Source organism: Psychrobacillus soli (assembly GCF_006861775.1).
GTDB lineage: Bacteria > Bacillota > Bacilli > Bacillales_A > Planococcaceae > Psychrobacillus > Psychrobacillus soli.
In genome coordinates this window covers 1-289 of record NZ_VDGG01000100.1, presented here as the reverse complement: position 1 = coordinate 289, position 289 = coordinate 1, and the positions used below count along the sequence as shown (strand labels likewise).

Genomic DNA, 289 nt, shown 5'->3' with positions numbered 1-289 from the left:
GTGCACTTCTGAATTTTCATTAAGCATACTAGGGTGAGGTGGTTCAAGATCGACTACAATTTTCTCAGCATCATTCGTTTCTAAAATGTCTTCCACATTATACTCAGGCAAAGAGATGGACTCCTGCTCTGTCACCGCTTCTACTTGGTGATTAGATTCAGCGTCCTCGTCATCACTCGTATTTCCAATGACGGGATGAGTAAAATTTCGGATTTTCCTAAAAGTAGCAATAGGAATTATTATAGAAGTGGGGCGCATTTCTGAATTTTCATTAAGCATACTGGATTGG

General features: G+C 39.8%; 1 protein-coding gene. It reads right to left on the bottom strand.

Going from position 1 to position 289, the window contains the following annotated elements:
• A partial coding sequence (locus FG383_RS21055; RefSeq protein ID WP_185908029.1) for a hypothetical protein occupies positions 1–289 on the bottom strand: 289 nt, incomplete at both ends.